The organism is Curtobacterium sp. MCPF17_001, assembly GCF_003234615.1.
GTDB lineage: Bacteria > Actinomycetota > Actinomycetes > Actinomycetales > Microbacteriaceae > Curtobacterium.
Genome location: NZ_QKSL01000026.1, coordinates 21602 through 29747, shown reverse-complemented (window position 1 = coordinate 29747; position 8146 = coordinate 21602). Strand labels below are relative to the sequence as shown.

Here is an 8146-nt window from a genome sequence, read left to right as displayed (position 1 = left end):
GACCAGCACCGCGAACGCGACGAGGTTGCCGACGAGGCCCACGAAGCCGAAGACCAGCAGCGGTCCGGCGTCGATCTCCTCCCGGACGACCGGCCGCCCCGTAACACCCCCCCGTGCTACGCCTGCAGCGTAGCGGCTCCCGGTAGGGCGGGCAATACGCACGGTGCGTAGCGGAGCGATGTGGCCCGTCCGGGCCGTCTCAGGCGGTGACGGCCGTGGCCTCGGCGACCAGGGCCTCCAGGACGATCCGGACCGCGGGTCGGACCGCACGGTCGGGACGGACGAGGGCTTCGATCCGTCGTCCGGCTCGGACGTCCGCCAGGGTCGCCAGCCGGAACCGGCCCGGTGCCCGAGTCCGCGAGGTGTACCGCGGGACGAGCGCGATGCCGTGTCCGGCCGCCACCAGGTTCTCGATGACGGGCAGGTGGATCGTGCGGAAGGCGACCTCGGGCGGTGCGTCGGTCGCGGCGGCCATCGCGGTGAGCACCCGGTCGATGGGGTAGTCCTCCGGGACGCCGATCCAGGTCGCGCCGACGACGTCCTCGATGCCGACGCGGTGCCGGTCCGCCAGCGGGTGGTCGAGCGGCAGGGCGACGTCGAGCGGTTCCCGGAGCAGCGGGACGGTCTCGACGCTCCGGCGGTCCGCGCCCCGCGCGCCGTCCGGGCGGTGGCCGATGACGATGTCGTGGTCGGCGGTGAGCGGCGCGAACTCCCCCTCGCTGACGTCGACGTCCGAGAGCTGCAGCGCGATCCCGGAGTGCGCACGCATCCGGGTGAGCAGGCCGGGCAGCAGCAGCTCGGCGGCCGAGGGGAACACCGCCAGGTCGACCGTGCCGGTGGCCCCCGCCAGGTGCTCGGCCCACGCTGACTCGACGGTCGCCAGTGCCGTGGCGACGCCGGTGGCGAGGCCCGCCAGGACCCGCCCGTGCTCGGTGAGCCGGACACCACGGCCGATGCGCTCGACGAGCGGGACACCGGCCTGCCGCTGGAGGGTCCGGAGCTGCTGGGACACCGCGCTGGGCGTCCGGTGGGTCGCCGTCGCGACCGCGGTGACGCTGCCCCGCTCGGCCAGTTCGCGGAGGACGGGCAGCAGGGCGATGTCGAAGCCGACCATGAAGGGACCCTACAACGACAGTGTCGGAACGTTCGCTGGTGCTACCGCGTCCGGTGCGGGACGATCGTCCGGTGCTGCTCCGCGACCGCATCCTGGCCCTCGTCGTCGCCGTCGCGTGGGGACTGAACTTCCCCGCCACGGCGATCGCCCTCGAGCACTACCCATCGTTCCTGCTCGCCGCCCTCCGGTTCACACTGCTCGCCGTCCCGACGCTGCTGTTCGTGCCGCGGCCGCCGATCCCGTTCCGGTGGATCGTCCTGGTCGGCTCGACACTCGGCGTGCTGCAGTTCGCGTTCCTCTACCTCGGCATGGCGGCCGGCATGCCCTCGGGGTTGGCGTCGCTCGTCGTGCAGGCCTCGGCGCCGTTCACCGTGCTGCTCGCCGGGGTGCTGCTCCGCGAACGCCTCAGTGCTCGGCAGGTGGTCGGGGTCAGCGTCGCCGTGGCCGCCCTCGCCGTGATCGCCCTGCACCGCGCCCAGACCGCGGCACTGCTGCCCGTCGTGCTCGTGCTCTGCGGCGCCCTCGGCTGGGCGATCGGCAACGTCGCGACCCGGAAAGCCGGCCCGGTGAACCCGCTGCACCTCACCCTCTGGTGGGCCGTGGTGCCGCCGATCCCGATGGCGGTCCTGTCCGTCCTGGTCGAGGGGCCGGACCGGATCGGGCAGGCGCTCGGCACCGCGTTCACCGCCGCCGCCGTACCCGCGGACCTCGCGGTGCTCTACATCGTGCTGGCGGCGAGCGTCGTCGGCTACGGCATCTGGTCGCGTCTGATGGGCAGGTACCCGTCGAGCACGGTCGCGCCGTTCTCGATGCTGGTGCCGGTCGTCGGGGTGCTGGCCTCGTGGGCGGCGTTCGGCGAGGTCCCGGATCTGGTCGAGGTGCTCGCGGGCGCGGTGGTCGTGGGCGCGGTGCTGTGGTCGTCGCGGCCGCCGCGGGCCGGCGGTGCCACTCCCGAGACGCCGCCGCGTGACCGAGACGCCGCGGGACCCGGCGGCGTCTCGAGCACACCGGGGCGTCCTGCACAGACGCCGGCGTCTCGACCGCAGACGCCGGCGTCTCGACCGCAGACGGCGGCGTCTCGACCGGGGCAGCAGCCTCCGGCAGCCGAGCTCAGCGCCGGTGCTGACGCCGTTCCGTGATGATCCCGGCGAGCGCCCCGTGCAGGTGCGGGTAGCGGAACACGTAGCCGGCCTCGGTCAGCCGCGTCGGCACCACCCACCGGCTCTTCAGCACGAGCTCGGTCTCGGTGCGGATGGCGAACGACCCGAGCTCGAGCATCCACCGCCAGGTCGGCAGGCCGAAGCGGCGCCCGACGGCGTCGCGCAGGGTCGCCATCACGGTGCGGTTGTCGGACGGCTCCGGGCTGGTGACGTTCACCGGTCCGTCGATGTCCTCGTGGTCCCGGATGAACCGGATCGCACCGAGGACGTCGTCGATGTGCACCCAGCTGAAGCGCTGCCGCCCGTGGGTGTGCCGGTCGTGGTGGTAGGTCCCGGCCGCCAGGCGTGCTCGGGTCGGGAACCACGGCCCGTCGTACTGGGGACCGCCGAGTCCGACCTGCGCCAACCGCAGGAGCGGCAGCAACGCACTGCCGTCACCGAACACGATCGCCATCCGGAGCGCCACACGCCGGGTGCCGGGCAGGTCCGTTGCGAAGAGCGCGTCCTCCCACGCGCGGGCGACGGAGACCGAGAAGCCCTCGCCGAGTTCACCGGTCGCCTCGTCCTGCGCCCGGTCGTCGGCGTGCCGGTAGATCGTCGCGGTCGAGGCGTTCAGCCACAGCGGCGGCGGGTGCTCGGCCGACCGGATCGCCTCGGCGAGTTCGAGCGTGGTGTCGACGCGGGAGCGCACGATCTCCGCTCGGTTCCGGCGCCCGTACCGGCAGTTGACGCTCTTGCCCGCCATGTTCACGACGAGGTCGGCACCGTCCACGAGTTCGCGGATCCGCAGGGTGTTGCCCCACACCGCATCACCGGTCCGGCCGACGGTGACGACCTGGTACCCCTCGGCGCGGAAAGCGTCCTGCAGGTGGCGGCCGACGAAACCGCTCGCCCCCGCCACCACCACACGCCGCTGTTGCTGTTGCTGCTGCTGCTGCTGCTCGTCCATGCTGTCCTCCCGGCTCCGGTCACACGTCGTCGGGCACGACGGCGTACCGGAACGCCCCCTCGTACCGGTACAGCGTGCCGATCACCGGCGCGGAGAGCGCCAGGGACACGCGCTGCTCGTCCGCATCGTCATCGAATCGTTCCGTCAGCTCCACCCGCGGCGCGATGACGACCGGGAGGCTCCACTCCCGACCCAGCGCATGCACGCTCACACGGGTGGAGACCAGGCGGAGCGCCCCGGCATCGGGTCCGGTCACGGGGACCTTGACCGCCAGCAGCGCGCTCACCCGGCCGCGGTGGCCGAGGTGGTCGACGAGTCCCTCCGGCTCCGCCGTGATCGCGTCGACCATGGTGCGGTCACCGTTCGCGAAGTGGAAGGTGCGGTGCGCGCGGACCGCTGGGCGCGCCTCCCGGCCGGGGTCCGTTCCGGGCCGTCCGCGACGCACCCGGACCGGGCGGTTCTCGACCGTGAACGGGACGTCGTGCTCCCAGACCGGGAACATCACCGCCTCCCGCGCGAAGACGGCCAGGAGCGGCCAGAGCCAGCGCCTCGGGGTGCCGACGACGGAGAAGACGCCGGTGCCGCGGCCGACGTGTCCGGGCGGAACCGCCCCGAAGTAGGTGCGGAGCCGCGGGTGGAGGGCCGCGAGGACGTCGTCGGGCACGCTCAGTCGGTACGGCGACCTGGTCACGCTCCCGATCCTGGCACGTCGTCGGAGGCGGCTCCTACGATGGGCGACATGGGACACGACCACGGCCACACGCACGGACACGCGTCCGAGCGTGCGCTGCTGATCGCGTTCTGCATCTCGGCGGGCATCCTGCTGGCCGAGGTCGTCGGCGCCGTCGTCACCGGGTCGCTCGCACTGCTCGTCGACGCCGGGCACATGGTCGTCGACACCGGCGGGCTCGGGATCGGCCTCGTCGCCACCCGGCTCGCCCGGCGCATCCCGACCGCACGGCGCACCTGGGGGTACCAGCGGGCCGAGGTCCTCGGCGCGACAGCCCAGGCGGCGATCCTGCTCGCCGTCGGCATCTACGTCGTGATCTCGGCGGTGCGACGGTTGTTCGTCCCGGAGGAGATCGACGCCGGACCGCTGCTGGTCTTCGGCTTCGTGGGCCTCGTCGGCAACCTCGTCGCGTTCGCGGTGCTGGTCCGGGCATCCGGTGAGGGCTTCACCTCGCGGGCCGCTCGGCTCGAGGTCCTCAACGACACCCTCGGGTCCGTCGCCGTCATCGCCGCGGCCGTCGTGCTGTTCCTGACCGGGTGGCAACGAGCGGACTCCGTCGCCGCGCTGCTCATCGGCGTGCTCATCCTGCCCCGGGCCGTGAAGCTCCTGCGCGAGACCGCCGACGTGCTGCTCGAGGCGACCCCGCGCGGCCTGGACCTGGACGCCGTCCGCGGACACATCCTGGAGCTCGACCACGTCATCGCGGTGCACGACCTGCACGCCACGCTGGTGTCGACCGGCGTCCCGAACCTCACCGCGCACGTCGTGGTGGACGACCACTGCTTCACGACCGCGCACGCGCCGGCGATCCTCGACGAACTGCAGCAGTGCGTCGCCGAGCACTTCGACGTGCCGGTCGAGCACTCCACGTTCCAGCTCGAGCCCGCCTCGCACCAGCGGCACGAGCACGAGGTGCACGCCTGACGGCTGCCGCATGGTGACACCCGACCCCGGTGTCGGCTCCGACCCTGGCGGCGGTGCGGCGCCAGCCGGTCAGCAGTCGGAGTCGCGCGTCGGGTAGGCGGTGATCACCCGGTCGGTCGTCGCCGAGACGATGACCTTCACGAACCCGTCCGGGCTGGGCGTGCTGCCGTCGTCGAAGCGGACGGGGGCTGCGTAACAGACCTTGCCGTCCCCGGCGTCGACCGGCAGCCCCTTCTGCGGGTTCGTCAGCGCCGTCCGCACCGCCGTGAGCATGGCGTCGTCCCAGTCCCGCTGCGTGGTGTGCCCCGCCAGGACGTCCTGCCAGTCGCGGGTGTGCCGGACGCGGATGTGCTCGTAGCCCTGCGCCGAGGTGCCGCACTGCAGCACGACCTCGCCGAGTGCGGCGGTGGCGTACTGCGTGACCGCGGCTCGACCGTCCGATGCGCACCGGTCGAGGACCGCGGTGCCGGGAAGGTCCGGGCCGTTGCGGGTGATGACCGCGACGCTGCTGTCGCTGCTGGTCTCGGTACTGCCGGTGTCGGCGCCGCCGCTGTCGGTGCTGCCCCCGGCGCTGCCCTGGCCGGCCGGAGCGGTCGCGGTCGCCGAGGGAGCCGCGGAGAGGACGGCGTCGTCACCCTCCCGGGCGTTCGTCAGCGCGAAGCCGCCGATCACGACGACGGCGGCGACCGCGGCGGCGATGCCGGTCAGGGTGGAACGGGAGCGCTTCGCGGGCATGCGGCCAGTATGCCGGAGGGGGTGCGGGCCTCCCGGCCGGGGGCCGTGTGCCCGAGACGCCGCCGGGCGGGCGAGACGCCGCTGGATCGGGCGGTGTCTCGCCGAGTCCGCGGCGTCTCGCGCAGACGGACCGTTTCGGCCGGGAGGCGCGTGCCGGTCAGGCGCGTGCGGCCAGTCGGGCTCCGGCGAAGACCGCGAGCGCCGCGACGAGCACCACGTACCCGATGAGCACCGGCAGGGTGGGCAGGACGAGCAGCGCGGCACCGACCGCGACGACCGGCACGGTGAGCCCGGCGTAGGCGATGAGGAAGGTGGCGGCGAGGACCCCGCCACGCTCCTCCGGGCCGACGAGCGCACCGGCGCTCCCGATGGAGGCGCGGAAGAGCAGCCCGACACCGGCACCGGCGACGACGCCGCCGCCGATGAAGCCAGCGACCTGGAGGACCACCGCGGACACCGCGAGGACGGCGAGCCCGCCGACCAGCAGGACGACGCCGAGACGGATCTGGGTGCGCTGCGGGAGCTTCGCGAACACGACCTGGGACAGGGCACTCGCGGCGAAGACGCCGAAGGTCGTCGCGCCAGCGGCCAGCCGGTCGGTCACGTGGAAGGTGGTTCCGAGGAACGTCGGCGCGACCGACGTGAAGAGCCCCTGCACGGCGAGCGCGGCGAAGGCACCGGTGCCGGCAGCCCAGAACGCGGCGCCCTGGCCCTCGGGTGCCCGCAGTGGCTGCGGGTGGTACGGCACGGGCTCGGTCGGACGGTCGACGGTCTCCGGGACGGCGAGGACGACCACGAACGCGATCACGAGGGCGACGACGAACACCACGTACGGGACCATCAGCGGCTGCCCGACGAACTCGGCCAGTGCGCCGCCGATGAGTGCGCCGAGGGAGAGGCCGCCGAGGTTCACCACGCCGGCTGCGACGCTCGCGCCCTTCGCGGAGGACTCGTCGCCGGTCGCCCGGACCTTGAGTTCGCCGAGGTGCGCGGTCGCCGTGGCGGTCAGGGTGCCGACGCCGAGACCGGTGACCAGTCGCGCGACGATCAGACCCGTCACGTCGTTCCAGACCAGGAACAGGACCGCGGCGACGAGTTCCAGCGCGATCGAGACCAGGATGAGCGGGCGACGACCGTGCACGTCGCTGAGGTGTCCGGCGAGCCACAGCGACCCGACCACGCCGAGCCCGTAGGCGGCGAAGACGACGGTCGTGGTGAAGGTCGGGAAGCCGTCTCGGGCCTGGTAGATGACGTAGAGCGGCGCGGGGACGGTCGCGAAGGCCATCACCGAGGTGAACGCGAAGGCGACGGCCCAGAAGCCGTAGCCGTGGCGCCGGCGGGTGTGCGCACGACGGCCACGAGGGGCCGGAGCTGTGGCCGGTGAGCCGGTCGCCGGGGATTCGATGACGGTTGACATGCTCCGATGCTCGCGCGGCCCGCCCATCGGGTCAAACGGATCATCTTGATGTGCGCCATCGATGTCGTCGATGATGGCGGCATGGAGACGCGTCTGCTCGAACAGTTCGTCACCGTCGCGGCCGAGGGCAGCGTCACCCGTGCGGCCGAACGGCTCTGGGCGGCACAGTCGACCGTTTCGGCCGGCATCGCGAGCCTGGAACGGACGCTCGGAGTGCGGCTCTTCGAGCGCGGCGGCCGACGCCTCGTCCTGACCGCCACCGGCGAGGACCTGCTGCCCCATGCCCGCGCCGTCCTCGAGTCGCTCGACCGGATGCGCGACGTCGCCGCGGTGTCCGACGCCGAACTCCGCGGCCGGGTCCGGTTGGGGATCTTCACGAGCATGGACATCGTCGACCTGACCGGGGTCCTGCGCGGCTTCCGGCAGCGCCATCCGCTGGTCGCCGTCGAGCTCATGACCTCACCGAGCGGGACCACGGGGCTCGTGCAGGACCTGGTCGCGGGACGGCTGGACCTCGCGTACACCGGCCTGCCGACGACCCCGTCCGGTGTCGTCGTCGAACCCCTGCGCGAGATGCCGTTCCGGGTGTTCGTCGCCGCCGACCACCCGCTCGCCGGTCGCTCCTCGGTGTCGCTGGCGGAGCTGGCCGACGAGTCCTTCGTGGACACCGCGCACGGGTTCGGCAACCGGATGATCCTGGACGGCGTACTCGACCGACTCGGCATCCGGCGCCGGGTGGTCGCCGAGATGAACGACATGCCGGCCGTGGTGCGCTTCGCGTCGGCGGGCATCGGCGTGGGCGTCGTCCCGGACTCGGGCGTCCGCCACGACGGTGCCGTGCTGGAGCTCGAGGACGAGGTCGAGCCGCTCCGGATCGGTCTCGCGATGCGCAGCGACCCGGAACCCAACCGGGCGACGCAGGCGCTGGCCCGGGCGATCGTCGCAGCGCGGCGTTGACGTCGCGGGCGCTGACGTCGCGGCGCTGACGTCGCGGGCGTGGGCGTGGGCGTCGCGGGCACGGGCGTCACGGGCACGGGCGTCACGGGCGGTGGGGTCCCGAGCGATGGCGTCCCGGGCGACGGGTTTCCGGCACCGGGTGGCCGCACCGAGCGGTACC

At 73.3% G+C, this 8146-nt stretch carries 8 protein-coding genes; 3 read left to right on the top strand and 5 right to left on the bottom strand.

Annotated features, from left to right (window positions below; all coding sequences use genetic code 11):
* Positions 1 to 199 precede the first annotated feature (199 nt).
* Positions 200 to 1114 (bottom strand): LysR family transcriptional regulator, encoded by a 915-nt coding sequence (locus DEJ24_RS16095; protein WP_111079557.1) that lies wholly within the window; start codon positions 1112 to 1114, stop codon positions 200 to 202.
* 71 nt (positions 1115 to 1185) lie between these two features.
* Here DEJ24_RS16095 and DEJ24_RS16090 point away from each other — a divergent pair, with 71 nt between their 5' ends.
* Positions 1186 to 2253, top strand: a complete 1068-nt coding sequence (locus DEJ24_RS16090) for an EamA family transporter (protein ID WP_111079563.1) — start codon at positions 1186 to 1188, stop codon at positions 2251 to 2253.
* Here DEJ24_RS16090 and DEJ24_RS16085 read toward each other — a convergent pair.
* Positions 2225 to 3223: an epimerase gene (locus DEJ24_RS16085; protein WP_111079555.1), complete on the bottom strand. Its 999-nt coding sequence runs from the start codon at positions 3221 to 3223 to the stop codon at positions 2225 to 2227. The two genes, DEJ24_RS16090 and DEJ24_RS16085, sit on opposite strands and share 29 nt — an antisense overlap.
* A 19-nt stretch (positions 3224 to 3242) precedes the next feature.
* On the bottom strand, positions 3243 to 3914 hold the full coding sequence (locus DEJ24_RS16080) for a DUF4166 domain-containing protein (protein WP_258374707.1): 672 nt from the start codon (positions 3912 to 3914) through the stop codon (positions 3243 to 3245).
* A 48-nt stretch (positions 3915 to 3962) separates the two neighbouring features.
* Between DEJ24_RS16080 and DEJ24_RS16075 the strand changes: the two genes are divergently transcribed.
* Entirely contained in the window at positions 3963 to 4877 is a 915-nt protein-coding gene (locus DEJ24_RS16075; protein ID WP_111079553.1) for a cation diffusion facilitator family transporter, read from the top strand.
* A gap of 69 nt (positions 4878 to 4946) precedes the next feature.
* On the opposite strand, the gene DEJ24_RS16070 is transcribed toward DEJ24_RS16075, so the two are convergent.
* Both DEJ24_RS16070 and DEJ24_RS16065 read right to left on the bottom strand, forming a co-directional pair.
* Complete coding sequence (locus tag DEJ24_RS16070) at positions 4947 to 5612, bottom strand: hypothetical protein (RefSeq protein WP_111079551.1); 666 nt, start codon at positions 5610 to 5612, stop codon at positions 4947 to 4949.
* A gap of 157 nt (positions 5613 to 5769) precedes the next feature.
* Positions 5770 to 7029 carry an MFS transporter gene (locus tag DEJ24_RS16065; protein WP_111079549.1) on the bottom strand — a complete coding sequence of 420 codons (1260 nt, stop codon included), beginning with the start codon at positions 7027 to 7029 and terminating at the stop codon, positions 5770 to 5772.
* An 81-nt stretch (positions 7030 to 7110) separates the two neighbouring features.
* Here DEJ24_RS16065 and DEJ24_RS16060 point away from each other — a divergent pair, with 81 nt between their 5' ends.
* The gene (locus tag DEJ24_RS16060; RefSeq protein WP_181436639.1) at positions 7111 to 7986 is read left to right on the top strand and encodes a LysR family transcriptional regulator; all 876 of its coding nucleotides are present in this window, start codon (positions 7111 to 7113) and stop codon (positions 7984 to 7986) included.
* Positions 7987 to 8146 lie beyond the last annotated feature (160 nt).